We start from the raw sequence: 26,935 nt of genomic DNA on the forward strand, positions 1-26,935 counted from the left end.
ATAGTAGATCTAATAAATAGTAGATCTAATAAAAGATCTATATAAAGATCTTATATATATAAAGCCAATGCGCTTTAACGATCCGGATCAAGGTTTGGTTCCCTGTTGGCAGAAAAAGCGCTAGAATGTCGCCCCTTTTGCTTAGTTCATGCGCAAACACTTAACCAGGTTGAGGCTTTAATCATGTTTTACCAGGATCACTTTGACGTCATCGTTGTGGGTGGTGGCCATGCTGGTACCGAAGCGGCGCTGGCCGCCGCACGGATGAATCAACGAACACTATTGTTGACCCACAACATCGACACCTTGGGACAGATGTCGTGTAACCCTGCCATTGGCGGGATCGGGAAAGGACACCTGGTAAAAGAAATTGATGCCTTGGGTGGTGCCATGGCACAAGCCATTGACAAAGGCGGGATCCAATTTAGAACATTGAATGCGTCTAAAGGCCCGGCCGTACGAGCCACCCGTGCTCAAGCTGATCGTGCGTTGTACAAAGCGGCGATCCGCCACACCTTAGAAAATACACCGAATCTTTCTTTGTTCCAGCAAGCCGTGGTGGATCTGATCGTCGAGCAGGATCGTGTCACTGGTGTAGAAACAGAAATGGGGTTGAAGTTCAGCGCGACCACAGTGGTGCTCACTGTCGGAACCTTTTTGGGTGGGAAAATCCATATCGGTATGGATAATTACTCAGGAGGCCGTGCGGGCGATCCTCCATCGAATAAACTGGCTGATCGTTTGCGTGCGTTACCCTTCCGTGTAGACCGACTGAAAACCGGTACTCCCCCACGCATTGACGCCCGTTCAGTGGACTTTTCTGTGATGCAAACCCAACATGGTGATACCCCTTGTCCGGTATTTTCATTTATGGGGAATGTCCACCAGCATCCGGAACAAATCCCGTGCTATATCACCTATACCAACGAAAAAACCCATGACGTTATCCGCGAAAACCTCTCTCGCAGCCCAATGTATGCGGGAGTTATCGAGGGGATAGGTCCACGTTATTGCCCGTCAATTGAAGATAAAGTGATGCGGTTTGCTGACAAAGATAAACACCAGATCTTTGTTGAACCAGAAGGGTTGACCAGCAACGAGTTGTATCCCAACGGGATCTCCACCAGCTTACCCTTTGACGTGCAAATGGGCATTATTCAATCGATCAAAGGGTTTGAAAACGCCAAAGTGATCCGCCCTGGCTATGCGATCGAGTACGATTTCTTTGATCCACGCGATCTCAAGCAGACCCTAGAAACGAAATTCATCGATGGCTTGTTCTTCGCGGGGCAAATTAACGGCACCACAGGTTATGAAGAAGCCGGTGCACAAGGTTTGCTTGCCGGGTGTAATGCCGCGTTGCAAGCGCAAGGCAAAGAGGGCTGGAGTCCGCGCCGCGATCAAGCCTACATGGGGGTATTGATCGACGATCTCTCCACTATGGGTACCCAAGAGCCTTACCGTATGTTCACTTCTCGCGCGGAGTACCGCTTGTTGCTGCGTGAAGATAACGCCGATATGCGTTTGACCGAAAAAGGGCGCGAGCTTGGTCTGGTCGACGACGCTCGCTGGGCACGTTTTAACCAGAAAATGGAAAACATGGAACAAGAGCGTCAGCGTCTGCGTGGTACGTGGATCCATCCACACTCGGACGATGTCACTGCACTTAACGCCATGTTAAAAACACCGTTAGCGCGTGAAGCCAATGGCGAAGATTTGCTGCGTCGTCCCGAGCTGCGTTATCACGATATTGTGTCTTTGCCGACATTTGGTCCGGCGCATGACGATGCACAAGCGAGTGAGCAAGTTGAAATCCAAGTAAAATATGCCGGTTACATCGACCGTCAGCAGGATGAAATCGCCAAGTCGCAACGTCATGAACACACGGCACTGCCCACTGACCTTGATTACGAGCAAATCAAAGGCTTGTCTAATGAAGTGAAAGGAAAGCTTGCCGATGCACGCCCGGAAACCGTCGGCAAAGCGTCTCGCATTTCTGGCGTGACCCCCGCGGCGATCTCCATTTTGCTCGTGCACTTGAAAAAGCAAGGCATGCTGAAGAAAGGGGCATAAATGGAATCACAATTAACGCAAGGGCTTGCCAAGGCAGGCCTGGTTTTGTCCTCACAACAACAGGCGCAGCTTCTCGCGTATGTGCGCCTGTTAGACAAATGGAACAAAGCGTACAACCTGACATCGGTCCGTCGTCCGGAAGACATGGTGGTGAAACATATTCTCGATAGTTTGGTTGTTTCGCCCCATCTTGACGGCGATCATTTTATCGATGTAGGGACAGGTCCAGGATTACCAGGTATTCCTCTGGCTATCGCGAATCCGGATAAACACTTCACCTTGCTAGACAGTTTAGGCAAACGGATTCGTTTTATTCGCCAAGTGTTGCACGAACTCGAGATAGACAATGTCACGCCGGTGCAAAGCCGTGTCGAGGATTTTACTCCCGATGATGGCTTTGATGGCGTATTGAGCCGGGCGTTTGCGTCGATGAACGATATGGTGAGCTGGTGCCAGCATCTTCCTCATGCTGAGGGATATTTTTACGCGCTGAAAGGGCAAGTGGACCAGCAGGAGCTGGATGCCTTGCCTGCCGCTTGTTCTGTGACCGATATCAAAGCTTTGAAGGTACCGGGATTGGAAGGGGCGCGTCATCTAGTAATCTTGAGAGCAAAGAGTAACGAATAGAGGTCGAGAGCACGTGGGTAAAGTTATCGCGGTAGCAAACCAGAAAGGCGGCGTGGGGAAAACCACCACCAGTGTCAACCTTGCAGCGTCACTGGCTGCCACTAATCGTAAGGTGCTACTGATTGATTTAGACCCACAAGGTAACGCGACCATGGCCAGTGGGGTGGACAAATACGATGTGCATGCCACCGCCTACGATCTCTTAATTGAAGACACACCGTTTGAGCAAGTTGTGGTGGACGATACGGCAGGCAGCTATCACCTGATCGCCGCCAATGGCGACGTGACTGCGGCAGAAATTAAGCTGATGGAAGTGTTCGCTCGCGAAGTACGCCTGCGCACCATGCTGGAGCCTGTGGTGGACCGTTATGATTATATTTTTATCGACTGCCCACCATCGCTTAACTTGCTTACGATTAACGCAATGACCGCTGCCAACTCTGTGTTGGTTCCTATGCAGTGTGAGTACTTTGCCCTAGAGGGATTAACCGCATTGATGGATACCATCAGCAAGCTGGCCAGTGTGGTCAACGCTGAGCTTCACGTGGAAGGGGTGCTGCGCACCATGTACGATCCGCGTAACCGATTAGCGACCGAAGTATCGGATCAGATCAAAAAACACTTCGGTGATAAGGTGTATCGTACGGTGATTCCTCGCAACGTGCGGCTTGCGGAAGCGCCAAGTCATGGCCGACCTGCCATGTACTACGACAAATTATCGAGCGGTGCCAAAGCCTACCTCGCCCTTGCGGGTGAAATCTTGCGTCGCGAAGAGCAAGCACGCTCCTCGCCTGACGCTGTCAATGCCTGAGGAAAACAATGAATTCAGCGAAACGCGGTCTTGGAAAGGGCCTGGATGCCTTGTTGGCGACCAGTGCACATGCACAGTCATCCACCCAAGCTTCCTCTGAGTCCACCAATACGAGTAACAGCGAATTGCAGCAGTTGCCCGTTACTGCGTTGGATCCCGGTCAGTATCAGCCACGTCAAGATATGGCTGAAGAGGCACTGGAAGAATTAACCGAGTCCATCCGCGCGCAAGGTATTATTCAGCCTTTGGTGGTCCGTCAAGTGGCAGCCGGACGCTATGAAATCATTGCCGGTGAGCGTCGCTGGCGTGCCGCTAAGCAAGCAGGGCTTAACAATGTACCCTGCTTGGTGCGCGAGATGAGCGATAAGGTCGCCAGTGCGGTGGCCTTGATTGAGAACATTCAGCGCGAAAACCTCAATGCGATGGAAGAAGCCCAGGCATTGGCGCGCTTAGTTGACGAATTTGAGCTGACTCACCAACAGTTGGCGGAGTCACTCGGTAAATCCCGGACCACCATTAGTAACCTACTGAGGTTAAATGGGTTGGAATCGGGGGTGCGGCAGCTGCTGCTTAACAAACAACTCGAGATGGGTCACGCACGTGCCCTGCTGGCGTTAGAAGGCGACGCACAAATCGATGCGGCGCTGACCGCCGTCAACAAAAAGATGACGGTTCGCCAGATAGAAAAACTAGTAAAAAAGATGCTTTCGCCGCCTGTTGAGACGGAAAAGCCTAAATCGTCACCTGAGGTTGAAGCGCTCCAGCAGCGTTTAGGGGACAAATTAGGGGCCAGCGTCGCATTAACACAACAGAAAAACGGCAGTGGGAAATTGGTGATTAATTTTGAAGAATCCGAAAAATTAGCGCAAATTCTTGCAATTTTCGACGAAGAAATGTGACCTATGCCATTCGCTTTTTGTTACATAAAAGCGCTTACTGTGATCAGGTTACTCTGTTGTAAAATTTTCCCCGCTTTTTTACATCGATGCGATTGCATTAGTTGGGGCGAAACGTATAATTTTTGCTGTTTTCCCAGCACGGCAACAGTGCTAAGTGGAACGGAATCGAGGAACAAATACATGGTATCGACGCTCGCGCGGCCGGGTCGTGAAATCGCGACAAAATTGGTGCTTTTGCAAGCTGGCGTCGTATTAGCAACGGCAATCGTGATGGCACTTGCTATCAATGTCGACTGGGGAAAATCCGCGCTGATCGGTGGAGGCATCTTTGTGGTTGCCAATGCTGCGTTTGCGGCGTGTGCTTTCCTTTTTAGTGGGGCCAGAGCGGCGAAATTCGTGGTGGCGTCCTTCTTTAGCGGTGAAGTGTTGAAAATTTCACTGACTGTCGTCTTGTTTGTCCTTGCTTACCTGTATGTCGAGGTGGAATTGCTTCCCCTCAAACTGGCCTATTTGCTGGCATTAGGGATTAATATCCTCGCGCCAGTTTTATTCATTAACAACAACAAATAGGATGAGTTATGGCTRCGTCAGGTGATGCGCTTACACCGTCTGGCTATATCACTCACCACCTGACACACTTGTCAAGCGGTGAGGGGTTTTGGGCGGTTCACATTGATAGCCTGTTTTTCTCTGTCCTCATCGGTATTGTCTTCCTAGGCCTTTTCCGATCAGTGGCAAAGAAAGCATCGACAGGTGTCCCGGGTAAGTTTCAGTGCTTCGTTGAGATCTTGGTTGAGTTCGTTGATGACAACGTCCGCGAAACCTTCCATGGACGAAACCCACTGATCGCACCTTTGGCCCTGACTATCTTCGTCTGGATATTCTTGATGAATACGATGGACTTAATTCCTATCGATTTTCTACCGTATCCGGCGGAACATTGGTTAGGCATTCCTTACTTGAAAGTGGTGCCAACTGCAGACGTAAATATCACCCTTGCGATGGCGCTGGGCGTGTTCTTCTTGATGATTTTCTACAGCATCAAGATCAAAGGTGTGAGTGGCTTTGCCAAAGAGCTGGCGCTACACCCGTTCAATCACCCTATCATGATTCCGTTCAACCTCCTGTTGGAGATAGTCTCGCTGCTGGCGAAGCCTATTTCTCTCGGGATGCGTCTGTTCGGTAACATGTTTGCCGGTGAGGTGGTATTTATTCTTATCGCGGCCTTGTTGCCGTGGTGGGCGCAATGGCTGGGCTCTGTGCCGTGGGCAATCTTCCACATTCTAGTCATTACGATTCAAGCCTTTGTCTTTATGATGTTGACCATCGTGTATCTCTCGCAGGCACACGAAGACTCAGATCATTGATGACATTTTTTAGAAAGCAATTTGTTAGTCATTATTGGCTCAAAGCCGACAACGAAAACTGGAGATAGTGATGGAAACTTTATTGAGCTTTTCTGCAATTGCCGTGGGCATCATTGTAGGTCTTGCTTCCCTTGGTACTGCGATTGGTTTCGCCCTGCTGGGTGGTAAATTCCTTGAAGGTGCAGCACGTCAACCTGAGATGGCTCCTATGCTGCAAGTTAAGATGTTCATCATCGCGGGTCTTCTCGATGCGGTTCCAATGATCGGTATCGTAATTGCACTGCTGTTCACGTTCGCGAACCCATTCGTAGGTCAACTGTAAACTGGCTAATAGCTGAACAGACCCTTTAGCTTATGATTAAGGAGGCGCCGTTGTGAATATCAACGCAACTCTGCTAGGCCAGGCAATCGCGTTCACTATCTTTGTGTGGTTCTGCATGAAATATGTATGGCCACCATTGATGCAAGCGATTGAAGAGCGTCAGAAAAAAATCGCTGACGGTCTCGCGGCGGCTGATCGCGCCGCCAAAGACCTGGATTTGGCCCAGGCGAATGCTTCTGATCAATTGAAAGAAGCGAAGCGCAACGCAACTGACATTATCGAGCAGGCCAATAAGCGCAAAGCACAGATCCTCGATGAGGCACGTGCTGAAGCGGCTGCTGAGCGCGACAATATCCTCAATCAGGGTAAAGCCGAGCTAGAAGCCGAGCGTAACCGTGCTCGCGATGAGCTGCGTAAGCAAGTTGCATCGCTCGCTGTTATTGGTGCCGAGAAAATTATTGAGCGCTCTATTGATGAGAACGCTCATAAAGATCTTCTCGATAAAATCACTGCAGAACTGTAACAAGGAGGGGCAGCAATGTCTGAACTGACAACACTCGCTCGCCCCTACGCGAAAGCAGCCTTTGATTTTGCGGTAGAAAAAGGCGAGTTAGCTCAATGGGCTGAAATGCTCGCCTTTACTGCTGAGATTGCCCGTGATGAACGTGTTCAACATATGTTGGACGCCTCTTTCTCTGCCGACACATTGGCAGAGATGTTCATCACAGTTGGCGGTGATCAGCTCAATGGTTTTGGTCAAAACCTGATTAAGGTGATGGCCGAAAACAAGCGCTTAAAAGCTCTTCCTGAGGTTTGTGAGCAGTTCCTAGCGATGCGTTTGGAACTGGAAAAAGAAGTTGAAGTTCAAGTGATTTCAGCGACGGCTCTTTCCGAAGAGCAACAACAAGCCATCAGTGACAAGCTCGCCGCGCGTCTTGAGCGCAAAGTAAAGCTGAACTGTAGTGTAGACGAAACCCTGGTTGCCGGGGTTATTATTCGAGCTGGAGACTTGGTCATCGATAACTCAGTAAGTGGCCGTATGCGCCGCCTGAGCGATGCATTGCAGTCTTGATTTGGGGAATTGGAGCATGCAACTTAATTCCACGGAAATTAGCGATTTGATCAAACAACGCATCGAGAAATTCGACGTTGTGAGTGAAGCGCGCAACGAAGGTACCATCGTGTCAGTCAGCGACGGTATCATTCGTATTCACGGCCTTGCTGATGCGATGCAAGGTGAAATGATTGAACTGCCTGGCAACCGTTATGCGCTAGCATTGAACCTTGAGCGTGACTCAGTCGGTGCGGTTGTAATGGGTCCATACTCGGACCTGCAAGAAGGCATGAAGGTGACCGGCACAGGCCGTATCCTTGAAGTACCAACAGGTCCTGAACTATTGGGCCGCGTGGTAAACACCCTGGGTGAGCCGATTGATGGTAAAGGGCCTATCGAGGCCAAAACCACATCGCCAGTCGAAGTGATTGCGCCAGGTGTTATTGCACGTCAATCGGTTGATCAGCCTGTACAAACGGGCTATAAAGCGGTCGACTCGATGATCCCTATCGGCCGAGGCCAGCGTGAGCTGATCATCGGTGACCGTCAAACCGGTAAAACCGCACTGGCTATCGATGCGATCATCAACCAGAAAGATTCTGGTATTTACTCTATCTACGTTGCGATCGGCCAAAAAGCATCGACCATTGCCAACGTGGTTCGCAAATTAGAAGAGCATGACGCACTGAAAAACACCATCGTGGTCGTGGCGTCGGCCTCTGAAGCGGCTGCCCTACAGTACCTCGCGCCTTACGCGGGTTGTGCAATGGGTGAGTACTTCCGTGACCGCGGTGAAGATGCACTGATTGTCTACGATGATTTGTCTAAGCAAGCCGTTGCTTACCGTCAGATCTCGCTATTGCTGCGTCGTCCACCAGGTCGTGAAGCCTTCCCAGGTGACGTTTTCTACTTGCACTCGCGCCTACTTGAGCGTGCGGCACGTGTTAACGCTCACTATGTCGAAGAGTTCACTCAAGGTGAAGTGAAAGGTCAAACCGGTTCGTTGACCGCCCTGCCTATCATTGAAACGCAAGCCGGTGACGTGTCGGCGTTCGTACCGACCAACGTTATCTCGATCACCGACGGTCAGATCTTCCTGCAAACCGAGCTGTTTAACGCAGGTATCCGCCCGGCGGTTGACCCAGGTATTTCGGTGTCGCGTGTGGGTGGCTCTGCACAAACCAAGATCATGAAAAAACTGTCAGGCGGTATTCGTACAGCTCTAGCACAGTATCGTGAGCTTGCCGCGTTTGCGCAGTTCTCTTCTGATCTGGATGACGCAACCAAGAAGCAATTGGATCACGGTCAGAAAGTGACCGAGCTGATGAAGCAGATGCAATACGCACCTATGTCTGTGTTCGAGCAGGCACTGGTGATCTTTGCGGCTGAAAAAGGCTACTTGGAAGATGTTGAGCTGAACAAGATCGGTGACTTTGAACGTTCCCTGCTGGCCTTTGCGAAGAGCCAGTACGCTGACCTGGCTGCTCAAATTGAAGAGTCTGGTGCTTACAACGATGACGTTGAAGCACAGCTGAAAAAGCTGTTGGATGACTTCAAAGCGACCCAGACTTGGTAACACGTAGGTGACCACTTCGGTGGTCGCCCACTAATGGAGAGTAACTATGGCCGGCGCAAAAGAGATTCGTAATAAGATCGGAAGTGTGAAAAACACACAGAAGATCACTAAAGCGATGGAAATGGTGGCAGCCTCCAAAATGCGTAAAACGCAAGAAGCCATGGAGTCGTCACGTCCATACGCTGTCACTATGCGCAAAGTGATCGGTCATCTTGCACTGGGTAACTTGGAGTACCGCCATCCGTATTTGGAAGAGCGGGAAGCCAAGCGCGTTGGTTACATCATCATTTCTACTGACCGCGGACTGTGTGGTGGCTTGAACATTAACTTGTTCAAAAGTGTCATCAACGATATGGAAAGTTGGAGCCAAAAAGGTGCCGAAATCGATATGGCACTGATTGGGGCGAAAGCCACCGCTTTCTTTAACAGTTATGGCGGCAATGTAGTGGCACAAACTGCTGGTCTGGGTGACACCCCAGTACTGGAAGACCTGATCGGTACGGTCGGGGTGATGCTGAAAAAATACAATGAAGGTGAGCTGGACCGCTTGTACCTGGTTTTCAACAAATTTGAGAACACCATGGTGCAGACCCCAGTGATCGATCAATTGCTGCCTTTGCCAAAGTCAGACGACGAGGAGATGCAGCGCAGCCACGCTTGGGATTATATCTATGAACCTGAGCCGAAGCCGTTGCTCGATACTTTGTTGGTTCGCTATGCCGAATCGCAAGTGTATCAAGGTGTGGTAGAGAACCTCGCCAGTGAGCAAGCGGCACGTATGGTGGCAATGAAAGCTGCGACCGATAATGCGGGGAATCTGATTGATGATCTGCAGTTGGTCTACAACAAAGCCCGTCAGGCTGCGATCACCCAGGAGCTGTCAGAAATTGTTTCTGGCGCGAGTGCGGTGTAAAGGCAAGGGTTAACGAACTAGTTTAGAGGAATAACGATGGCTACAGGTAAGATCGTTCAGATCATCGGTGCGGTAGTCGACGTAGAGTTTCCACAAGACGCAGTACCTAAGGTATACGATGCGTTGAATGTGAAACGTGAAGGCGAGCGTCTGGTGCTGGAAGTTCAGCAGCAGCTTGGTGGTGGCGTCATCCGTGCCATCGCAATGGGCTCATCTGATGGTCTGCGTCGTGGAATCGAAGTAGAAAATACAGGTAAAGCAATCGAAGTCCCTGTGGGTGAAGCCACACTGGGGCGTATCGTCAACGTTTTGGGTGACGCGATTGATGAGCGTGGCGATCTGGGTGAGAAAGAGCGTTACTCTATCCACCGTGAAGCGCCAAGCTATGAAGAGCAGTCAAGTGCGACCGAACTTTTGGAAACCGGTGTGAAGGTTATCGACCTGATTTGCCCGTTTGCGAAAGGGGGTAAAATCGGTCTGTTCGGTGGTGCGGGTGTTGGTAAGACCGTTAACATGATGGAGCTTATCAACAACATCGCATTGCAACACTCGGGTCTGTCTGTTTTCGCAGGTGTCGGTGAGCGTACTCGTGAGGGTAATGACTTCTACTACGAAATGCAGGAAGCCGGTGTTGTAAACATCGAGAACCCAGAAGAATCGAAAGTGGCCATGGTCTATGGTCAGATGAACGAGCCACCAGGTAACCGTCTGCGTGTTGCACTGACCGGCCTGACCATGGCGGAAAAATTCCGTGATGATGGCCGTGATGTACTGCTGTTCATCGATAACATCTATCGTTACACCCTTGCGGGTACCGAAGTATCCGCCCTGTTGGGTCGTATGCCATCAGCGGTAGGCTATCAGCCAACGTTGGCGGAAGAGATGGGTGTACTGCAAGAGCGTATTACCTCAACTCGTACTGGATCTATCACCTCGGTACAGGCGGTTTACGTGCCGGCGGATGACTTGACTGACCCGTCACCCGCGACCACCTTTGCCCACTTGGATGCAACGGTTGTACTGTCACGTAACATCGCGTCGATGGGTATGTACCCAGCGATCGACCCATTGGACTCTACATCACGTATGTTGGATCCTCTGGTTGTTGGTCAAGACCACTATGATGTGGCGCGTGGCGTACAGTCTGTCCTTCAGCGTTATAAAGAGCTGAAAGACATCATTGCTATCCTGGGTATGGATGAGCTGTCTGAAGAAGATAAAATGACGGTTGCACGTGCACGTAAGATTGAGCGTTTCCTAACGCAGCCTTACCACGTCGCCGAAGTCTTCACCGGCCAGCCAGGTGTTTATGTTTCGCTGAAAGATACCATTGCAAGCTTCAAAGGCCTGCTAAGTGGTGAGTACGATGATATCCCAGAGCAGGCATTCCTGTACTGCGGTAGCATTGAAGAAGTGCTCGAAAAAGCGAAAAACCTGTAAGGCTTGAGTAGGAGGCGATATGGCAGCGATAACCTTCCATCTGGATGTGGTCAGTGCAGAGCGACAATTGTTCTCTGGTCGTGCTGAGCATATTCAGGTGACCGGTAGCGAAGGTGAACTGGGTATTCACGCAGGACACACACCGCTGCTGACCGCTATCACGCCTGGCATGGTTCGCATCGTCAAACAAGGCGGTAGCGAAGAGATTATTTATCTTTCTGGTGGCACGCTTGAAGTGCAGCCTGGCACAGTCACTGTGCTGGCTGACACCGCAATTCGTGGTGAAGAACTGGACCAAGCTAAGGCGGAAGAAGCGAAGCGCCGCGCTGAGGATAAAATCCACAATCAGCATAAAGACGTCGACTTTGCTCAAGCGGCCAGTGACCTGGCTAAGGCGATTGCGAAGCTTCGAGTGATCGAGCTGACCAAGCACAAGCGTTAATCAGGCACTTACGGTGAGAATAAAAGCGACGCTTCGGCGTCGCTTTTTTATTGCCTGCAAAGGCCACCTTGCAGGCTGTGATTCGCGTGAAAGCTAAAACGCGTTACACTAAGGGCAACTTAATAGACAAGCCTCTCTTTTATCACGGAAAGACTATGCAATACAGTGCAGTTATTCTCGCGGCCGGTAAGGGCACGCGTATGTATTCACAAACCCCTAAGGTGCTTCATACCCTAGCGGGTAAACCAATGGTTGAGCACGTTATCGATACCTGTCACGGCCTTGGCGCCTCGCAAATCCATTTGGTTTATGGCCATGGTGGCGACACTATGCAGCGCGTTTTAGCTCACACACCAGTGAACTGGTGTTTGCAAGCGGATCAATTGGGCACCGGCCATGCCGTACAACAAGCCGCGCCGCATTTTGCTGATGATGAGCAAGTGTTGGTGCTGTATGGCGATGTGCCCTTGATTTCAGAGCAAACCTTAACGCGTTTGCTTGAAGGGCAGCCTGAAGGCGGGATTGGTTTATTAACTGTGCATCAGGACGATCCGACTGGTTACGGCCGTATTGTGCGTGATAACGGGGAAGTGGTGGCGATTGTTGAGCAAAAAGATGCCACTGACAGCCAGCTTGCCATCACTGAAATTAATACGGGTGTGCTGGTGGCCACTGGGCGTGACTTGCGCCATTGGTTATCGCAACTTGATAACAAAAACGCGCAAGGCGAGTTTTATCTCACCGATGTGATCGCGCTGGCACATCAACAAGGCCGCTCGATTCAAGCCGTCCATCCTGTAAGTGCGGTGGAAGTGGAAGGGGTGAATAATCGCCTTCAGCTTTCGCGCCTTGAGCGAGAATACCAAAAAATGCAGGCTGAACAGTTGTTGCTCAGTGGTGTGATGCTCAAAGATCCCACCCGTTTTGACTTGCGTGGTCAGCTGCAATGTGGGCAGGATGTGACCATCGACGCCAATGTGATTATTGAAGGCAGTGTCACCTTAGGGGATAACGTGGCTATCGGTGCTGGCAGCGTACTGATTGATTGCGAGATTGACGATAATACATTGGTACGCCCGTACAGCGTGATAGAAGGGGCCAGTGTTGGAGAAGACTGCACAGTTGGTCCGTTCACGCGGTTGCGTCCCGGCGCCGAGATGGCGCGCGATGCCCACGTGGGTAACTTTGTCGAGATGAAAAAGTCTCACTTAGGTGAAGGCTCCAAAGCCAATCATCTGACATATCTGGGTGATACCGAGGTAGGACGCGGCGTGAATATTGGTGCCGGCGTGATCACCTGTAATTACGATGGCGCCAATAAACATAAAACCGTGATTAAAGATAATGCCTTTATTGGTTCGGATTCTCAGCTGGTGGCGCCGGTAGTGATTGGCGAAGGGGTGACTGTCGGGGCAGGCAGTACCATCAGCAAAGATGTCGCTGATGGTCAACTTATCATCACTCGTGCTAAACCCAGAACAATTGAGGCTTGGCAACGGCCGAAAAAAAAGTAGAATATTGACTGTTGAGCGCGCACAAGCCGCTTTTTAGCTTGAAAGGCGAAAAGTTGTGCGGTTGGTAAAATCAGGTGTTGACTCCCGATAAAAACCAGCCTATTATGCGCGCCTCAGTTGGGGTATCGCCAAGCGGTAAGGCAACGGGTTTTGATCTCGTCATTCCCAGGTTCGAATCCTGGTACCCCAGCCAACGCGTCCGTAGCTCAGCTGGATAGAGTACCTGGCTACGAACCAGGCGGTCGGAGGTTCGAATCCTCCCGGACGCGCCATCTTTCTTCAGCTACCATGAAGTCAGATGAACAACTTGGAATGCGGAAGTGGCGGAATTGGTAGACGCACCAGATTTAGGTTCTGGCGCCGCAAGGTGTGAGAGTTCAAGTCTCTCCTTCCGCACCATTATTAAAACATGTGGCATTAAGCGGCATGAAAATTGGGGTATCGCCAAGCGGTAAGGCAACGGGTTTTGATCTCGTCATTCCCAGGTTCGAATCCTGGTACCCCAGCCACTTTAGGTTGGCTACGTAGCTCAGTTGGTTAGAGCACATCACTCATAATGATGGGGTCACAGGTTCGAATCCCGTCGTAGCCACCATTATTCCGATTTGTTGCTAACGCAGTAAATCGCACCGATTTGCGGCGGTGGCGGAATTGGTAGACGCGCTAGCTTCAGGTGCTAGTGTCCGAAAGGACGTGAGGGTTCAAGTCCCTCCCCCCGCACCAAGACAATTGATATTCGGCCCGCCCGCCGGTGTATCATATAAATTTGCGGAAGTGGCGGAATTGGTAGACGCACCAGATTTAGGTTCTGGCGCCGCAAGGTGTGAGAGTTCAAGTCTCTCCTTCCGCACCATATTAAGCCCATCAGCATTCGCTGGTGGGCTTTTTTCGTTATTGCTCTACGCTGAATCATCCTCTTCTCTGTTTTGCCACACTTTTTCCCTCATTATCTTGATCTTTGTTTTGTTTGCTCTACCATAAGTTTCGAATCGAAACTTGGTTGTTATATGTCGAAACGAAATACTCAGCAACGGCGCCATACCATCGTTACTTTGCTCACCGCGCAAGGCCAAGTGAGTGTCGACGCGCTCTCGCAACGTTTTGAAACCTCAGAGGTGACTATCCGCAAAGATCTCGCGGAGCTGGAGAAAAATGGCCTATTGCTGCGCCGTTACGGTGGAGCGGTACCCGTGCCACAAGAAATGGTGTCGGAGCATGCGGTCAAGGTATCGAAAAAAAAGCAAAGTATTGCCGATGCGGCCGCGGCGCGCATTCGTGACCATAACCGGATTGTGGTCGACAGTGGTACCACCACCGCCGCTTTGATCCCTTTGCTGGATAAGAAACGTGGCTTGGTGGTGATGACCAACTCGCTACAGGTGGCCAATGCCATTCGTGAACTCGAGCACGAACCAACTCTGCTGATGACCGGCGGCACCTGGGATACCCATTCTGAATCGTTTCAAGGCCTAGTGGCCGAACAAACCTTACGTGCCTACGACTTTGACCAGCTTTTTGTCGGTGCCGATGGCATTGATGTGGCACGTGGGACGACGACTTTTAACGAGATGACGGGTCTGACGCGGGTGATGGCGGAGGTCGCGCGTGAGGTGGTGGTGATGATTGAGTCGGAGAAAATCGGGCGTCGGATCCCCAATCTAGAGCTTGCGTGGTCAAGCATCGACACCCTGATCACTGATAGTTTGCTTGATGATGATCTTAAACACGCCATAGAACAAAACGGTACAGATGTGATCTGTGCTGACCAGTAATAAGACCAGTAAGGAAAGACTATGTGTGGAATTGTAGGGGCGGTCGCTCAGCGTGATGTCGCCGAGATTTTAGTAGAGGGGCTGCGTCGCCTTGAATATCGCGGTTACGACTCGGCCGGGGTCGCGATCACCGATTCGGCAACCGGGCAGCTCACTCGTGTGCGCCGGCTGGGTAAAGTGGCTGCATTGTCAGACGCGGTGACCGAGACCAATCCTACCGGTGGTACCGGCATCGCTCATACACGTTGGGCCACCCATGGCGAACCCAGTGAGGCGAACGCCCATCCACATATGTCTGGCGAGCGCATTGCCGTGGTACACAATGGCATTATTGAAAACCACCAAATGCTGCGTGAACAATTACAAGCGCGGGGTTATCAATTCCATTCGCAGACCGACACTGAAGTGATTGCGCATTGGGTTGATTGGGAGCTTAAGCAATCCTCTGATTTGCTTGAGGCATTCCAACGCACGGTGAGTCAGCTTGAAGGGGCATACGGTACCGTGGTGATGGATAAAAATCAGCCAGAGCGCTTGATAGCCGCGCGTTCGGGTAGCCCACTAGTGATTGGTTTGGGGATTGGCGAAAACTTTCTCGCCTCGGATCAGTTGGCGCTGCTCAATGTCACGCGTCGCTTTATCTATCTCGAAGAAGGGGATGTGGCCGATATCTCTCGCCGCGAGGTGACCATTTATAATCAAGAAGGCACACCGGTAGAGCGCGAGGTGCATGAAGCCAGTGCGCAGTATGACGCCGCTGACAAAGGCCAATATCGCCACTATATGCAAAAAGAGATTTATGAGCAGCCCACCGCGCTCACCAACACCATGGAAGGCCGCTTAGGCAGCGACCATGTGATTGTCGATGCCATCGGTAATGGGGCCAGCGATATTCTCGCCAAAGCACAGCACATTCAAATCATCGCCTGTGGCACCTCGTACAATGCGGGCATGGTCGCGCGTTATTGGTTTGAATCGCTGGCAGGCGTCAGTTGTGATGTGGAGATTGCCTCGGAGTTTCGCTATCGCCAGTTTGTCACCCGTCCTAATAGCGTGCTGATCACCTTGTCGCAGTCTGGCGAAACGGCCGATACGCTAGCGGCGCTGCGTTTAGCCAAGGAGCGTGGCTATATGGCCACCATGGCCATTTGCAACGTGTCAGGCTCATCGTTGGTACGTGAATCCGATTTGGCCTTTATGACGCGCGCGGGCGCAGAAATTGGCGTGGCCTCGACCAAGGCCTTTACTACCCAGCTGTCTGCGTTGCTGATGCTGGTCACCGCGCTAGGCAAAATGCAGGGATCGATTGGTCGTGACAAAGAACGTGAGATTGTCGATGCTTTGCATCACCTGCCTTCAAGCATCGATCAAGCGTTGACCTTTGATAAAGCGATTGAGCAACTCGCGGAAGATTTTGCTGACAAGCATCACTCTCTGTTTTTAGGGCGTGGCGAGTTTTATCCGATTGCCGTAGAAGCCGCGCTTAAACTCAAAGAGATCTCGTACATTCACGCGGAAGCCTATGCCGCGGGTGAACTAAAACACGGCCCATTGGCGCTGATTGATGCCGATATGCCAGTGATTGTGATTGCCCCCAATAACGAGCTGTTGGAAAAGCTCAAATCCAATATCGAAGAAGTGCGTGCCCGTGGTGGCCAGCTCTACGTGTTTGCCGATCAAGACGCCGGCTTTACACCAGAAGAAGGCATGAAAATTATCGCCATGCCACACGTGGATGACATCATCGCCCCCGTGTTTTACACCATCCCGATGCAGCAATTGTCGTATCATGTGGCCTTGATTAAAGGCACGGACGTCGATCAACCTCGTAACCTTGCTAAAGCCGTCACTGTTGAGTAAACCTGCCCAATAATCACCACGCTCTGACCAGGAGCGTGGTTGATCTTTTATCAATTACTGTCCTCTTTCTACAAAAATGCGATCTGCATAGGATTTATTGCAAAATGCAAATCATTTTGCATTTGATCTCAGGCATGGCGTCTGGAAAATTAAACAGAACGATATTCTGTTTTTTAAATTGTTGAATATCTTGGTTTTTGTTGGTGTCCAATAACTTGGCCTACATTGTGCATACTCAGGGTATAACGACTAACATCGACCAGTTATAGAGAGGAAGCAATGATTGACTCTAAAACCCAAGTAGCAAAACGCATCAAAGAAGCGCGTGAGTGGAAAGGCATCACCCAAGTAAAAATGGCCAAGCTGCTTAATGTGGCCCGTCAAACCTACTTGGATATCGAAAATGGTAAGACAGAGCCGCGTGTTCGTATGCTTTCCAACATTGCTGAGTTGACTGAGCGCCCATTGGTATGGTTTGTCTACGGTGATGAAGATGTCGAAATGCACGATGTTCAGTATAAGCAAGATGTGAATCGCCTGCTTGAGCATTTCTCTCGCTTACCGCACGAAGCCCGTACTGCGATCTTAAACCAAAGCGTGAACATGGCTTCGTTCTTAGTCAACTATTCAAAGGCGGCCCAGCGCGCATAAAAAGACTGCCTGCTCGACTAGATAGGCGGGTGAGTGCTTGCTTACTGAGGTAGGCATCAAAAGCGTAGTGTCACACTATCGGTGTGCGCCACCATGATACGCCTGCCGAGCCATGCATAATGCAGGGGTGGTGTTGTAACGGGCTGTGTTTAATACAGCTCGGGTTGCAGAAATGAGGCATGAACCATGGTGATTTCGACGGCGCGCATCGCGCAACGGATCCGTGAAGCACGGGAATTTAGTAAGATAACCCAAGTAGACATGGCGAAGCGTTTGAATGTCGCGCGCCAAACCTATTTGGATATGGAGTCGGGGAAAACGGATCCGAAAATCCTCGCGCTGGTCATGATAGCGGAAATCACCGGCCGACCCTTCAACTGGTTTGTGCATGGTGAAACGGATGAGCGAGACATCGCCTTCTCTCACCGTGATGATCTCGCCGCATTGACGAGCTTGCTGAGTCAGCTCCCGCAAATGGCACGACAGACAGTGATGGATAACGCGTTGTCCATTGCCGAATATGTGGTCACCCTGGCCCCAGAGCCGCCAAACGAATAAACTCAGCCCGACATTAATGTCGGGCTTTTTGTTGCGGATTAATCGGTGGTTTTTGACAGGAAAAAGCGATAAGCCGGGTTCGACGTCTCGTCTTTCCAGCCATACCCAAGCTCCCGCAAATGGGCCGTAAAAGCGAGCAAGTCCTGGTCGTCAATTTCGAAGCCGCACAGTACGCGACCATAGTCCGAACCATGGTTACGATAATTGAACAGGCTGATGTTCCAATGGGTGCCTAAGGTTTGCAAAAAGTGTAGTAATGCTCCTGGGTATTCAGGAAACTCAAAACTATAAAGCCGTTCACTGAGGTTGGCCAATGGTCGGCCACCAATCATATAGCGCACATGCACTTTAGCCATTTCATCATCGGACAAATCTTCGACCGGATAGCCGGCTTGGCGCAAATCGCGCAGGATATTGTCCAACTCTTCTTGTCCGCCGAGTAATCTGACACCGACGAAGATATTGGCGAGATGGTCATCGCCATACCGATAATTGAACTCGGTGACGGCGCGATCGCCCAATATCTGACAAAAATTAAAAAAGGCGCCGGTTTGCTCGGGAATGGTGACAGCCAGTAAGCCCTCTCGTTTCTCGCCAAGTTCCGCGCGCTCAGAGACGTAGCGCAGCGAGTGGAAATTGGTATTGGCACCAGACAACACGGCCGCCAGCTGTTTATCTTTGAGCTGGTGCTTTTCCACGTATTGCTTCAGGCCGGCTAATGCCAAGGCGCCAGAGGGCTCGGAGATGGCTCGCGTATCCTCAAAGATGTCTTGCACCGCGGCACAAATCGCATCACTCGATACCGTGATGCTGTCATCTAAGTATTGCTGACAAAGCCGGAAAGACTCATCGCCGATACGTTTCACGGCGACACCGTCGGCAAAGGTGCCCACTCTGTCGAGCGTCACTGGGAAGCCAGCATCTAATGCCGCACGTAGACAGGCAGAGTCTTCCGCCTCGACGCCGATGACTTTGATGTTGGGCATCAGTTGTTTGATAAGCACGGCCACGCCCGCGGCGATGCCCCCGCCTCCAACGGGCAGAAAAATATAATCGAGGTGACCATTTTGTTGCACCAGCTCTAAGCCAATGGTGCCCTGTCCAGCAATCACTTGGGGATGATCAAAAGGGGGCACAAAGGTATAACCGTGTTCGTCGGCGAGCTGCTGTGCCATGCCTTTGGCTTCATCGAAATTATTACCGTGCAGCACCACATGGCCGCCGAAGCCGCGTACCGCGTCGACCTTAATGGCTGGCGTGGTGCGCGGCATCACGATGGTCGCTTTCACCCCAAGGCGGCTACCCGATAGAGCGACGCCCTGAGCGTGGTTACCCGCCGATGCCGCAATCACACCCGCTTTTTTTTGCGCCTCAGTCAGTTGCGCCATCATGTTGTGCGCGCCGCGTAGTTTAAATGAGTGGACCGGTTGGCGATCTTCACGCTTGAGCTGTACCTGATTATTGAAACGCTCAGATAAGCGCTTCATGGTTTGAAGAGGCGAGGTCATCGCCACTTCATAAACAGGCGCGCGCAAGATATCTCTAAGGTAATCAGCACCGTCCATCGGTTGTACCCTTGAGGGTTGGGCCTGTTGCATGCTTACTCCTCCAATTTACTGCGATCGCGCACCGCACCTTTATCGGCGCTGGTGGCGAGGCTGGCATAGGCTTTTAACGCGTAAGAGACCTGACGTTGACGGTCTTTGGGCTTCCAGCCGCGTGCGTTTACTTCGGTGCGGCGGGTGGCCAGTGTCGCTTCGTCCACCAGCAGACTGATTTCGCGAGTGGGGATATCAATACGAATACGATCGCCGTTTTCCACTAAGGCAATGGTGCCGCCGTTCGCTGCCTCGGGAGAGACATGACCAATAGACAGCCCAGAGGTGCCACCAGAGAAGCGTCCATCAGTGAGCAGGGCGCAGGATTTGCCCAATCCCATCGATTTTAAGTAGGTGGTGGGATAGAGCATTTCTTGCATGCCTGGCCCCCCTTTCGGTCCTTCGTAACGGATCACCACCACATCACCGGCTTTCACTTCCCCCCCGAGGATGGCATCCACCGCGTGGTCTTGACTTTCAAACACCACGGCTGGCCCTTCGAAGGTCAGAATACTTTCATCGACCCCAGCGGTTTTGACGATGCAGCCATTGAGCGCGATATTGCCTTGTAGCACGGCTAAACCACCGTCTTGGCTAAAGGCGTATTCATGGGCACGGATACAGCCTGATTGACGATCATCATCCAGGGTGTCCCAGCGACAGCTTTGCGAGAAGGCTTGGGTGGTACGAATGCCCGCTGGCCCGGCGCGATAGAAGGCTTTAATCGCTTCATCATCGGTTTGCACGATGTCGTATTGCGCCAGTTGCTCTTTGAGGCTCATGCCCAGCACGGTTTGTTGCTCGACGTTTAGCAGGTTAGCGCGCTGAAGCTCACCGAGGATCCCCATTACCCCGCCAGCACGGTGCACATCTTCCATGTGATATTGCGGCGTCGATGGCGCCACCTTGCAAAGGTGAGGCACTTGGCGTGACATACGATCGATATCATCCATATCGAAATGGACGTCGCCTTCTTGTGCAGCCGCCAGTAGGTGTAAGACGGTATTGGTTGACCCGCCCATGGCAATATCGAGCGCCATCGCGTTTTCAAACGAGGCGCGGTTGGCGATATTGCGCGGTAGGATGCTGTCATCGTCCTGCTCATAATAGCGCTTGGCCAGCCCGACTATCCGTTTGCCGGCGTTGATGAACAGTTGCTCACGGTCTGCATGGGTGGCGAGCATCGACCCATTACCGGGTTGGCTGAGCCCCAGCGCTTCGGTGAGACAGTTCATCGAGTTGGCGGTAAACATGCCGGAGCACGACCCGCATGTCGGGCAAGCGGAACGCTCAATCTGCTCGCTTTGCTCATCGGATACATCCGGGTTGGCCCCTTGCATCATGGCATCGACCAAATCGAGTTTTAGGATCTGATCGGATAGCTTGGTTTTCCCCGCTTCCATCGGGCCACCGGAAACAAAGATCACCGGGACATTGAGTCGCATTGAGGCCATCAACATGCCCGGGGTGATTTTGTCACAGTTAGAAATGCAGACCATGGCATCGGCACAGTGTGCATTGACCATATACTCGACCGAGTCTGCGATAATCTCACGGGAAGGCAGTGAGTACAGCATGCCGCCATGACCCATGGCGATGCCATCATCAACGGCGATGGTATTGAACTCTTTGGCGATACCGCCTGCTTGCTCGATTTCCTTGGCGACCAGCTGACCCATGTCTTTGAGATGGACATGGCCGGGGACAAACTGGGTAAATGAGTTGACCACGGCGATAATGGGCTTGCCGAAATCATCATCTTTGACGCCAGTAGCGCGCCATAATGCACGTGCCCCTGCCATGTTGCGACCGTGGGTAGTCGTTTTGGAACGATAGGTTGGCATATTACGACTCCTTTGCCTTATGCGCTCTGGTCTGGGTAAACCGGGTCAAGCCAGCCCCATTTGTCTTCGGTGGTGCCATCAAATAAGCCAAAGAAGGCTTGTTGTAGTGAGGCAGTGATCGGGCCTCGCTGGCCCTCACCGACGGTGATTTGGTCGACGCTACGCACCGGCACGATTTCTGCCGCAGTGCCGGTCATAAAGACTTCATCGGCCAGATACAGTGCTTCACGTGCAATCGGCTCTTCGCAAATGGTGAGCCCTTTTTCTTTCGCCAGGGTGATGATGGAATCACGCGTGAGCCCCGGCAAAATGGCACTGGTGGCGGGTGGGGTGCTGATCACACCATTTTTAACAATAAAGAGGTTCTCACCGGCCCCTTCGGACAGGTAGCCGCGTACATCCAAGGCAATGCCCTCGGCATAGCCGTGACGACGCGCTTCCCCCCCTACTAAGAGGGATGATAAATAGTTGCCGCCGGCTTTGGCCGCGGTCGGAATCGTGTTGGGGGCCGCTCGGTTCCAGCTCGACACCATGGCATCCACCCCTTGGGCGAGCGCTTCTTCCCCTAAGTAGCTTCCCCAGCTAAACGCGGCGATGATGATATCCATTTGTGTATCAGGTGGCGGGCAGACCCCTAGGCCAACGTTGCCCACAAACCCCAGCGGGCGAATGTAGGCAGAGCGTAGTTGGTTCACGCGTAAGGTTTCACGACACGCTTCCATCAGCGCGTCGACGCTGTAGGGGATTGGAAAACGATATATTTTGGCCGAGTCTTTCAAGCGCTGCATGTGCTCGCGATGGCGAAACACCACTGGGCCGTTCGGCGTGTCGTAGCAGCGGATCCCCTCAAACACCGAGGTACCATAGTGCATGGCATGCGTGAGTACGTGCACGGTGGCATCCTGCCAAGCGATCATTTCACCGTTAGACCAAATGTAATCAGCGGTATTTGTCGACATTCTTTTCTTCCTTTTTGGTTATGCGCGTAGGGAGTGTGGCTGGGATGAGGACATCATGACCTCAGCCACGTCCCATAGCTTAGTCAGTTGTGGTCGCAAGGTCTCGATCGCTCTTTGGCTTTCGACGGTGACGTCAAAAATTACTTGGCCGCTTTCTGAAGGCAAAGACATATTGAATTGACAAACCGTAAAGCCGCGATGACGGATCACACGCAAAACACGCTCAAGCAGCTCAGGGCTGTGGGTGGCATGAATTGAAAACTGGTGTTGCATCATAAGTCTTGCTCCATCATTTGTTGGTTTGCCGCGCCGGGTGGTACCAGCGGCCATACGTTTTCCATCTCATCAATGGCAACATGCAGCAAATACGGGCCTTGATGTGCCATCAAGGTGTTGAGCGCGTCCTCGACTTCGTCTTTGCGCTGGATACTGTGTCCAGGAATATCAAAGGCGCGCGCTAGGGTGAGAAAATCCGGGTTATCAGATAGGTCAGTTTCACTGTAACGTTGCTCGAAAAACAGCTGTTGCCATTGACGCACCATGCCCAAGCGTTGGTTGTCCAGCAGGATGATTTTCACCCCGATCCCGCGACGCTTCAGTGTGCCCAGCTCTTGGACGTTCATCATGAATGAGCCATCTCCGGACACCAACACCACTTCATCCTCGGGGCGAGCCACTTTGGCCCCCATCGCGGCAGGCAAGCCAAATCCCATGGTGCCAAGGCCGGCTGAGGTCAGCAGATTCTCAGGTCGAGTGGGGCGAACATGTTGCGCGACCCACATTTGGTGTTGACCCACATCGGTGGCAACCACTGTGCTTGCAGGCATGCTATCGGATAAGTGTTTGAGTAAGGCAGGCGCGTAGATCGCCTCGCCAGGGTGGTCGTAGCGCCACGCGTGAGTGGTTTGCCATTCAGTGATTTGCGCCCGCCATGCCGGTGAGGTGTCAGGGCAGGCGAGTGCAGGGAGCACTTGATTGAGTGGGGCGCAAACCGGAGCTTGTGCGCGGCGCAGTTTATTGATTTCGGCGGCATCGATATCCAGGTGCACCACATTGGCATGGGGGGCAAAGGTATCGAGCTTGCCGGTCACCCGGTCATCAAAGCGCGCGCCGATGACAATCAGCAAATCAGACGATTGCACTGCGAGGTTGGCCGCTTTGGTGCCATGCATGCCGAGCATCCCGAGGTAATACGGATAGTTTGCTTCAACTGTGCCCAAGCCTTTCAGCGTGCTCACGACAGGTAGCTGACTGCGATCCAAGTAATCACGTAATGCCTGGGTCGCTTTACCGAGTATCACGCCACCGCCCAAATAGACCATAGGGCGCTCACTGGTTCGAATCAGCGTATTGGCCTTTTCGAGCGCTTGGTTGTCGACAGGATCAGCGTTTGCGGTGCGAACTTGAGTTTCCGTGTGTGGGATCAGTGCTTGTTGCACATCTTTAGCGATATCGACCAATACTGGGCCGGGCCGGCCGGATTGTGCTATTTCGAATGCCTGCGCTAAGGTGGTAGTAAGCTCGGCCGGATCAGTGACCAGAAAACTGTGTTTGGTGCAGGCAAGCGATAAGCCGAGGACATCAATCTCTTGAAAGGCATCCGTTCCAATTAGCGGACTGGCAACTTGGCCGGTGATCGCGACCACGGGCACCGAGTCCATCATTGCATCGGCAAGCCCGGTGACTAAGTTAGTGGCGCCCGGCCCTGATGTCGCCAGGCAGACGCCAGGGCGGCCACTGGCGCGGGCATACCCGATGGCGGCCATCGCCGCGCCTTGTTCGTGGCGACATAAAATATGTTCAACCCCACCATCATAGAGGGCATCATACACAGGCATGATGGCACCGCCTGGATACCCAAATACGGTTTCAACGCCTTGCTTATGTAAGGCTTCCACAACCCATTGTGCACCTGTCATCCTCGTCCCTCCCCGTATGAACGGGGAGGGCAGGCGGGCGAATGATCGGTCTCTGCGCTCTCCATCATTGTTGCTTCCGTTGTCGCGTGGCTATCGCCACATGAATGAAAAAAGCCCCCGAACCTGTTGGTTGCGGGGGCTTGGTTGCGATGTTGCTGCTGTATTTCGCGTACCTAAACCCCTCGCGGCATAATGACCACGATGAGGCGAATAATTAGGACGATAGCGAAGTTAAGCATTTGTCTGTCTTTTCTTGTCGTTAGCCCATTTTATGAGCTTTTTGTTAATTTGTTTTTTGTTTATGCCTGCTTGTTACAGGTCAGTCACGAACCCGATCTGTCGCCGAGTCTCGTGTTTAATTGTTGTGCATTTGTAGTGGTATCACAGACCTCACTCGCATGACAAGAAAAAAATACTCTTAATCATAAATTGGCTCGGCACTATAAGAGCCGGGTTTCATAGTGGCTAACAAGGGCAACGCGGAGAGAAAATGGCATTAGCGATAGTGCACAGTCGAGCCTGTGTGGGCGTGCAAGCACCAAATGTAACGGTAGAAGTGCATATATCCAATGGTTTACCTGGTTTTGCGCTGGTGGGGCTGCCGGAAACCACGGTGAAAGAAGCCCGAGACAGGGTGAGAAGTGCGATTGTGACCTCTAACTTTGAGTTCCCATCACGTCGGATCACCGTTAACCTTGCACCGGCTGACTTACCCAAAGAGGGTGGACGGTTTGATTTACCGATTGCACTTGGGATCTTGGTGGCGTCTGGGCAACTGCCGGAGAAGCGGCTCAACGAATTCGAGTTTTTGGGGGAGTTGGCTTTGTCCGGGCAGCTACGGCCGGTTAAAGGGGCCTTGCCCGCCGCGCTTGCCTGTCAAAAAGCGCAGCGCGCACTGGTGGTGCCCGATGATAACGCCAGCCAGGTCGCATTGGTGGACAATGAGCGCCATGTGTCCGCCCCTGATCTGATTGCGGTGGCTCAGCACCTGACAGGCCAACAAAGCCTTTGTTTGAATACAAACCAGGTTGAGGCCCCCGATCCACCGCCGACCCGGTGTTTGCGTGACATTATCGGCCAACAGCAAGGCAAGCGGGCGCTCGAAATCGCCGCGAGTGGCTCTCACAATCTCCTTTTTGTTGGCCCACCCGGCACCGGCAAAACCATGCTGGCCTCGCGTTTGTGCGATTTACTCCCGCCCATGAATGATGAAGAAGCACTGGCCTCCGCGGCGGTGACTTCTTTAACCCAGCAACCCTTGCATGAAGGAAATTGGCGTCAGCGCCCGTTTCGTAGTCCCCACCACTCAAGCTCGATGGCGGCGTTGGTCGGGGGTGGCACCGTCCCGCGCCCGGGAGAGATCTCTTTGTCGCACCATGGGGTGCTGTTTTTAGATGAAATGCCAGAGTTCGAGCGCCGGGTGCTTGATGCCCTGCGTGAGCCGCTAGAGTCGGGGGAGATTATTATCTCTCGCGCCAATGGCAAAACCCGCTTTCCCGCGCGCTTTCAGCTGATAGGCGCATTAAACCCTAGCCCCACAGGCCATCATGAAGGAGAGCTCGCGCGTTCAAACCCACAGCAAATCTTGCGCTATTTAGCCCGTTTGTCTGGGCCATTATTAGATAGGTTTGATATGTCGATTGACATCCCAGCACTGCCAAGAGGGAGCCTCTCCAATGGTGGAGACCGTGGTGAGTCAACGGAGGTGGTAAAAGCCCGAGTTGAAGCGGCGCGCACGCGGATGGTGGCGCGTCAAGGTAAGGTTAATGCGTTGCTAAGCAATCGAGAAATGGAACAACATTGCCAACTGGCTCAAACCGATGCGGCATTTTTAGAGCAAGCCTTGCATCGTTTGGGGCTGTCTGTGCGGGCGTATCATCGGATTATAAAAGTGGCGAGAACCATTGCGGATTTGGCCGATGTTGACACCATCCAGCGCTCTCATCTTGCTGAGGCGCTGGGGTATCGGGCGATGGATGGCTTATTACGCCACCTCAACGCCCAAGTCAGCTAATTACTTTTGGGTAAGCAAGAAGTTGATCAACTGAAAGTATTCTTCAGGGGTTTCCACTGTTTTCGGCGTGACATGATACTTGCCGTTCACGACCACGGCAGGGACGCCACGCAGGCCCGCCTTTTCGAATGATTGGTCAAAACGCTTCGCCATTGAGTTGGCTGCAAAGCTGTTGTAAGCACCATCAAACTCTTGGCCATCAATGCCGTTATCAACGAACAGTTGGCGCACCTCGGCCAATGATTTGGGTGGGTTTTGCGCCGCGTGAATGCGATCAAACATCACCGGAATGATAGTGTCTTGTGCGTTAAGTACCACGGCGGTTGCGTATGCACGGGTGACGACACTGCCCATATCCCCGCCCATAAAGGAGACGTGATTTTTCACCACTTTGGCGTTGTCGGGCACCTGCTGCTTAAGCTGTTGAACCAATGGCTCAAATTGATAACAGTGTGGGCAGTAGAAGGAGAAAAACTCGGTGACGGTCGGTGTCTCCGTGGCTGGCGTGTCCAGCACTTGGTAGTCTTCGCCCGCCTTGAAACGGCCCGGCTTGGCATCAGCCACCTCAATGGGTGCTGCTGGCTCAGACTGGGTTTGTGTAGACTCTGCTGTTTGCGTGGTTTGTGATGACGTTTGTGTCACGCTTTCAGGCTCAGAGCAGGCGGTTAAGCCGAGGATGAGTAGCACAGGAAACAGTTTCTTTAACATGATTGAATGACTCT

The 26,935-nt window shown here is 52.2% G+C and carries 25 protein-coding genes and 7 tRNA genes; 26 read left to right on the forward strand and 6 right to left on the reverse strand.

The genetic code is table 11. The annotated features are described in order from the left end of the window. Positions 1 to 183 precede the first annotated feature (183 nt). The 25 genes from mnmG to BZG13_RS11905 all read left to right on the forward strand — a co-directional run bounded on the left by mnmG (position 184) and on the right by BZG13_RS11905 (position 17,879). The gene (mnmG, locus tag BZG13_RS11785) at positions 184 to 2,073 is read left to right on the forward strand and encodes a tRNA uridine-5-carboxymethylaminomethyl(34) synthesis enzyme MnmG (protein ID WP_069362326.1); all 1,890 of its coding nucleotides are present in this window, start codon (positions 184 to 186) and stop codon (positions 2,071 to 2,073) included. Then, a complete protein-coding gene (rsmG, locus tag BZG13_RS11790) occupies positions 2,074 to 2,700 on the forward strand; it encodes a 16S rRNA (guanine(527)-N(7))-methyltransferase RsmG (RefSeq protein WP_069362327.1) in 627 nt (208 codons plus the stop codon). 13 nt (positions 2,701 to 2,713) lie between these two features. Beyond that, complete coding sequence (locus BZG13_RS11795) at positions 2,714 to 3,511, forward strand: ParA family protein (protein WP_069362328.1); 798 nt, start codon at positions 2,714 to 2,716, stop codon at positions 3,509 to 3,511. 8 nt (positions 3,512 to 3,519) lie between these two features. Next, positions 3,520 to 4,410, forward strand: coding sequence for a ParB/RepB/Spo0J family partition protein (locus BZG13_RS11800; protein ID WP_077486768.1), 891 nt, complete (start codon positions 3,520 to 3,522; stop codon positions 4,408 to 4,410). A 180-nt stretch (positions 4,411 to 4,590) separates the two neighbouring features. Beyond that, positions 4,591 to 4,980, forward strand: a complete 390-nt coding sequence (locus BZG13_RS11805) for a F0F1 ATP synthase subunit I (RefSeq protein ID WP_069362330.1) — start codon at positions 4,591 to 4,593, stop codon at positions 4,978 to 4,980. 8 nt (positions 4,981 to 4,988) lie between these two features. Then, on the forward strand, positions 4,989 to 5,777 hold the full coding sequence (gene atpB / locus BZG13_RS11810) for a F0F1 ATP synthase subunit A (RefSeq protein ID WP_077486769.1): 789 nt from the start codon (positions 4,989 to 4,991) through the stop codon (positions 5,775 to 5,777). A 70-nt stretch (positions 5,778 to 5,847) separates the two neighbouring features. After that, positions 5,848 to 6,099, forward strand: coding sequence for a F0F1 ATP synthase subunit C (gene atpE, locus BZG13_RS11815; protein ID WP_025672872.1), 252 nt, complete (start codon positions 5,848 to 5,850; stop codon positions 6,097 to 6,099). 52 nt (positions 6,100 to 6,151) lie between these two features. Next, positions 6,152 to 6,622, forward strand: a complete 471-nt coding sequence (gene atpF, locus BZG13_RS11820) for a F0F1 ATP synthase subunit B (protein ID WP_046074859.1) — start codon at positions 6,152 to 6,154, stop codon at positions 6,620 to 6,622. Positions 6,623 to 6,637: 15 nt separating this feature from the next. Next, positions 6,638 to 7,171 (forward strand): F0F1 ATP synthase subunit delta, encoded by a 534-nt coding sequence (gene atpH / locus BZG13_RS11825; RefSeq protein ID WP_069362331.1) that lies wholly within the window; start codon positions 6,638 to 6,640, stop codon positions 7,169 to 7,171. Positions 7,172 to 7,187: 16 nt separating this feature from the next. Next, entirely contained in the window at positions 7,188 to 8,729 is a 1,542-nt protein-coding gene (atpA, locus tag BZG13_RS11830; protein WP_069362332.1) for a F0F1 ATP synthase subunit alpha, read from the forward strand. Between the two features lie 46 nt (positions 8,730 to 8,775). Next, positions 8,776 to 9,642: a F0F1 ATP synthase subunit gamma gene (atpG, locus tag BZG13_RS11835; protein ID WP_077486770.1), complete on the forward strand. Its 867-nt coding sequence runs from the start codon at positions 8,776 to 8,778 to the stop codon at positions 9,640 to 9,642. 36 nt (positions 9,643 to 9,678) lie between these two features. After that, positions 9,679 to 11,082 carry a F0F1 ATP synthase subunit beta gene (atpD, locus tag BZG13_RS11840; RefSeq protein WP_069362334.1) on the forward strand — a complete coding sequence of 468 codons (1,404 nt, stop codon included), beginning with the start codon at positions 9,679 to 9,681 and terminating at the stop codon, positions 11,080 to 11,082. A 19-nt stretch (positions 11,083 to 11,101) separates the two neighbouring features. Beyond that, positions 11,102 to 11,524, forward strand: a complete 423-nt coding sequence (locus BZG13_RS11845) for a F0F1 ATP synthase subunit epsilon (RefSeq protein ID WP_046074864.1) — start codon at positions 11,102 to 11,104, stop codon at positions 11,522 to 11,524. 155 nt (positions 11,525 to 11,679) lie between these two features. Beyond that, positions 11,680 to 13,038 (forward strand): bifunctional UDP-N-acetylglucosamine diphosphorylase/glucosamine-1-phosphate N-acetyltransferase GlmU, encoded by a 1,359-nt coding sequence (glmU, locus tag BZG13_RS11850; RefSeq protein ID WP_077486771.1) that lies wholly within the window; start codon positions 11,680 to 11,682, stop codon positions 13,036 to 13,038. A gap of 118 nt (positions 13,039 to 13,156) precedes the next feature. Beyond that, positions 13,157 to 13,231, forward strand: a tRNA-Gln gene (locus BZG13_RS11855). Between the two features lie 2 nt (positions 13,232 to 13,233). Continuing rightward, a tRNA-Arg gene (locus BZG13_RS11860) sits at positions 13,234 to 13,310 on the forward strand. Between the two features lie 42 nt (positions 13,311 to 13,352). Beyond that, positions 13,353 to 13,437, forward strand: a tRNA-Leu gene (locus tag BZG13_RS11865). Positions 13,438 to 13,472: 35 nt separating this feature from the next. After that, positions 13,473 to 13,547: transfer RNA gene (locus tag BZG13_RS11870), tRNA-Gln, on the forward strand. Between the two features lie 9 nt (positions 13,548 to 13,556). Continuing rightward, positions 13,557 to 13,633, forward strand: a tRNA-Met gene (locus BZG13_RS11875). Positions 13,634 to 13,674: 41 nt separating this feature from the next. After that, positions 13,675 to 13,761: transfer RNA gene (locus BZG13_RS11880), tRNA-Leu, on the forward strand. A 45-nt stretch (positions 13,762 to 13,806) separates the two neighbouring features. After that, positions 13,807 to 13,891 (forward strand) — tRNA-Leu (locus tag BZG13_RS11885). 154 nt (positions 13,892 to 14,045) lie between these two features. Further along, entirely contained in the window at positions 14,046 to 14,810 is a 765-nt protein-coding gene (locus BZG13_RS11890; RefSeq protein ID WP_077486772.1) for a DeoR/GlpR family DNA-binding transcription regulator, read from the forward strand. Positions 14,811 to 14,831: 21 nt separating this feature from the next. After that, a complete protein-coding gene (glmS, locus tag BZG13_RS11895) occupies positions 14,832 to 16,670 on the forward strand; it encodes a glutamine--fructose-6-phosphate transaminase (isomerizing) (protein ID WP_077486773.1) in 1,839 nt (612 codons plus the stop codon). A 279-nt stretch (positions 16,671 to 16,949) separates the two neighbouring features. Beyond that, complete coding sequence (locus BZG13_RS11900; protein ID WP_021022741.1) at positions 16,950 to 17,321, forward strand: helix-turn-helix transcriptional regulator; 372 nt, start codon at positions 16,950 to 16,952, stop codon at positions 17,319 to 17,321. Between the two features lie 186 nt (positions 17,322 to 17,507). After that, positions 17,508 to 17,879 carry a helix-turn-helix domain-containing protein gene (locus BZG13_RS11905; protein ID WP_077458600.1) on the forward strand — a complete coding sequence of 124 codons (372 nt, stop codon included), beginning with the start codon at positions 17,508 to 17,510 and terminating at the stop codon, positions 17,877 to 17,879. A 38-nt stretch (positions 17,880 to 17,917) separates the two neighbouring features. Here BZG13_RS11905 and ilvA read toward each other — a convergent pair whose 3' ends face one another. The 5 genes from ilvA to ilvG are packed head-to-tail and all read right to left on the reverse strand — an operon-like array spanning position 17,918 to position 24,199. Beyond that, positions 17,918 to 19,477 (reverse strand): threonine ammonia-lyase, biosynthetic, encoded by a 1,560-nt coding sequence (gene ilvA / locus BZG13_RS11910; RefSeq protein WP_077458601.1) that lies wholly within the window; start codon positions 19,475 to 19,477, stop codon positions 17,918 to 17,920. Positions 19,478 to 19,479: 2 nt separating this feature from the next. Then, complete coding sequence (ilvD, locus tag BZG13_RS11915) at positions 19,480 to 21,321, reverse strand: dihydroxy-acid dehydratase (protein WP_077486774.1); 1,842 nt, start codon at positions 21,319 to 21,321, stop codon at positions 19,480 to 19,482. A 17-nt stretch (positions 21,322 to 21,338) separates the two neighbouring features. Beyond that, on the reverse strand, positions 21,339 to 22,280 hold the full coding sequence (gene ilvE, locus BZG13_RS11920; RefSeq protein WP_077486775.1) for a branched-chain-amino-acid transaminase: 942 nt from the start codon (positions 22,278 to 22,280) through the stop codon (positions 21,339 to 21,341). Positions 22,281 to 22,298: 18 nt separating this feature from the next. After that, positions 22,299 to 22,556, reverse strand: coding sequence for an acetolactate synthase 2 small subunit (ilvM, locus tag BZG13_RS11925; RefSeq protein ID WP_069362342.1), 258 nt, complete (start codon positions 22,554 to 22,556; stop codon positions 22,299 to 22,301). Beyond that, on the reverse strand, positions 22,553 to 24,199 hold the full coding sequence (gene ilvG, locus BZG13_RS11930; protein ID WP_077486776.1) for an acetolactate synthase 2 catalytic subunit: 1,647 nt from the start codon (positions 24,197 to 24,199) through the stop codon (positions 22,553 to 22,555). Before ilvG ends, ilvM begins: the two co-directional genes overlap by 4 nt. A 490-nt stretch (positions 24,200 to 24,689) precedes the next feature. On the opposite strand from ilvG, the gene BZG13_RS11935 reads away from it, so the two are divergent. Next, complete coding sequence (locus tag BZG13_RS11935) at positions 24,690 to 26,213, forward strand: YifB family Mg chelatase-like AAA ATPase (RefSeq protein ID WP_077486777.1); 1,524 nt, start codon at positions 24,690 to 24,692, stop codon at positions 26,211 to 26,213. Here the strand turns inward: BZG13_RS11935 and BZG13_RS11940 are convergent, their stop codons facing one another. Next, a complete protein-coding gene (locus BZG13_RS11940) occupies positions 26,214 to 26,921 on the reverse strand; it encodes a thiol:disulfide interchange protein DsbA/DsbL (protein ID WP_077486778.1) in 708 nt (235 codons plus the stop codon). It lies immediately after the preceding gene. Between the last annotated feature and the right edge of the window lie 14 nt (positions 26,922 to 26,935).

The organism is Salinivibrio sp. ML323 (assembly GCF_001995745.1).
GTDB classification, from domain to species: Bacteria; Pseudomonadota; Gammaproteobacteria; order Enterobacterales; family Vibrionaceae; genus Salinivibrio; species Salinivibrio kushneri.

What these genes read in the sequence shown, in the direction of transcription:
- atpA (WP_069362332.1), top strand. Translation starts at nt 7,188, where the DNA reads ATGCAACTTAATTCCACGGAAATTAGCGATTTGATCAAACAACGCATC.
- BZG13_RS11940 (WP_077486778.1), bottom strand. Translation starts at nt 26,921, where the DNA reads ATGTTAAAGAAACTGTTTCCTGTGCTACTCATCCTCGGCTTAACCGCC.
- glmS (WP_077486773.1), top strand. Translation starts at nt 14,832, where the DNA reads ATGTGTGGAATTGTAGGGGCGGTCGCTCAGCGTGATGTCGCCGAGATT.
- ilvG (WP_077486776.1), bottom strand. Translation starts at nt 24,199, where the DNA reads ATGACAGGTGCACAATGGGTTGTGGAAGCCTTACATAAGCAAGGCGTT.
- BZG13_RS11935 (WP_077486777.1), top strand. Translation starts at nt 24,690, where the DNA reads ATGGCATTAGCGATAGTGCACAGTCGAGCCTGTGTGGGCGTGCAAGCA.
- BZG13_RS11900 (WP_021022741.1), top strand. Translation starts at nt 16,950, where the DNA reads ATGATTGACTCTAAAACCCAAGTAGCAAAACGCATCAAAGAAGCGCGT.
- atpE (WP_025672872.1), top strand. Translation starts at nt 5,848, where the DNA reads ATGGAAACTTTATTGAGCTTTTCTGCAATTGCCGTGGGCATCATTGTA.
- BZG13_RS11800 (WP_077486768.1), top strand. Translation starts at nt 3,520, where the DNA reads ATGAATTCAGCGAAACGCGGTCTTGGAAAGGGCCTGGATGCCTTGTTG.
- ilvE (WP_077486775.1), bottom strand. Translation starts at nt 22,280, where the DNA reads ATGTCGACAAATACCGCTGATTACATTTGGTCTAACGGTGAAATGATC.
- atpG (WP_077486770.1), top strand. Translation starts at nt 8,776, where the DNA reads ATGGCCGGCGCAAAAGAGATTCGTAATAAGATCGGAAGTGTGAAAAAC.
- BZG13_RS11805 (WP_069362330.1), top strand. Translation starts at nt 4,591, where the DNA reads ATGGTATCGACGCTCGCGCGGCCGGGTCGTGAAATCGCGACAAAATTG.
- BZG13_RS11905 (WP_077458600.1), top strand. Translation starts at nt 17,508, where the DNA reads ATGGTGATTTCGACGGCGCGCATCGCGCAACGGATCCGTGAAGCACGG.
- ilvM (WP_069362342.1), bottom strand. Translation starts at nt 22,556, where the DNA reads ATGATGCAACACCAGTTTTCAATTCATGCCACCCACAGCCCTGAGCTG.
- BZG13_RS11845 (WP_046074864.1), top strand. Translation starts at nt 11,102, where the DNA reads ATGGCAGCGATAACCTTCCATCTGGATGTGGTCAGTGCAGAGCGACAA.
- glmU (WP_077486771.1), top strand. Translation starts at nt 11,680, where the DNA reads ATGCAATACAGTGCAGTTATTCTCGCGGCCGGTAAGGGCACGCGTATG.
- rsmG (WP_069362327.1), top strand. Translation starts at nt 2,074, where the DNA reads ATGGAATCACAATTAACGCAAGGGCTTGCCAAGGCAGGCCTGGTTTTG.
- ilvA (WP_077458601.1), bottom strand. Translation starts at nt 19,477, where the DNA reads ATGCAACAGGCCCAACCCTCAAGGGTACAACCGATGGACGGTGCTGAT.
- BZG13_RS11890 (WP_077486772.1), top strand. Translation starts at nt 14,046, where the DNA reads ATGTCGAAACGAAATACTCAGCAACGGCGCCATACCATCGTTACTTTG.
- ilvD (WP_077486774.1), bottom strand. Translation starts at nt 21,321, where the DNA reads ATGCCAACCTATCGTTCCAAAACGACTACCCACGGTCGCAACATGGCA.
- mnmG (WP_069362326.1), top strand. Translation starts at nt 184, where the DNA reads ATGTTTTACCAGGATCACTTTGACGTCATCGTTGTGGGTGGTGGCCAT.
- atpD (WP_069362334.1), top strand. Translation starts at nt 9,679, where the DNA reads ATGGCTACAGGTAAGATCGTTCAGATCATCGGTGCGGTAGTCGACGTA.
- atpH (WP_069362331.1), top strand. Translation starts at nt 6,638, where the DNA reads ATGTCTGAACTGACAACACTCGCTCGCCCCTACGCGAAAGCAGCCTTT.